At 61.1% G+C, this 875-nt stretch carries 2 protein-coding genes; both read right to left on the bottom strand.

Annotation, left to right across the window (positions count from 1 at the left end; all coding sequences use genetic code 11):
- Positions 1–500, bottom strand: a 500-nt coding sequence (locus tag AAAU26_RS00230; RefSeq protein WP_349180853.1) for a dihydrodipicolinate synthase family protein, incomplete at its 3' end; no start/stop codon positions are given.
- Positions 501–640: 140 nt separating this feature from the next.
- On the bottom strand, positions 641–875 hold a 235-nt coding region (locus AAAU26_RS00225; RefSeq protein WP_349180851.1), incomplete at its 5' end, for a dihydrodipicolinate synthase family protein.

Here is an 875-nt window from a genome sequence, read left to right as displayed (position 1 = left end):
GCGCCGACGATGACGTCCACGTCACGGCAGAGGGCCTGCACGGTCTCGGGCAGGAGCTTGTTGCCGGTGCGGGGCGGGATGTTGTAGAGGATGATGGGGATGTTGACCTGCTTTGCCACGGCCACATAGTGGTCGTACAGCTCCTTCTGGGAGGCCAGCGCGAAGCTGGGGGTGATGATGGACAGTGCATCTGCGCCCATCTCCTCGGCGCGCCTGCTCATGCGGATGGTCTCGGCGGTGGTGATGCAGCCGGTGCCTGCGTAAATGGGGACACGGCCCTTGACCTGGTCGATGACGGTAGCCAGGACTTCTTCCTTCTCCTTAAAAGAGAGGGCGTAAGCCTCGCCGTTGGTACCCAAAGGGAACATGCCGTGGACGCCGCCTGCCAGCAGGCGCTCGACCTGCTGACGCAGAGCCTCATGGTTGACGGTCTGCTCGGGGTCATTGTTCATGGGGGTGATCACCGGAGGGATAATGCCTCTGATGTCGCTGGTCTTCATAGCCTGTTCTCCTTTTCTCTTACATGGTCTCCTGATACCGCTTACGGGCGTCGTCAGCGGTGATGGGGCGCATATTGTTCACCAGCAGACGCTGCACCCGCATACCGGACTCGACCAGACCCTCGAGGTCCTTGCTCTTCTCAGTTCAGGCCCTTGGCAGCGTTCTCAGCCAGGACTTTCTTGATGGCTTCCAGACCCTCTTCGGGGACGTAGTTGAAGGGCGCGCGGCACTTGCCGACGTTGTGGCCCTGCAGGGCGACAGCAGTCTTGATGATGGTGTTGGGGTTGCCGTACTTGAAGGTCTGCTGCAGGATGGCGATAGCGTCCTGAGCGGCCTGTGCGCCCTCGAGGTCGCCAGCCTTGAAACAGTCGTAG

It is taken from the genome of Faecalibacterium longum, assembly GCF_040094125.1.
GTDB lineage: Bacteria > Bacillota > Clostridia > Oscillospirales > Ruminococcaceae > Faecalibacterium > Faecalibacterium longum.
The sequence above is the reverse complement of the archived record's forward strand: the minus strand, read 5'-3'. Positions and strand labels throughout refer to the sequence as shown.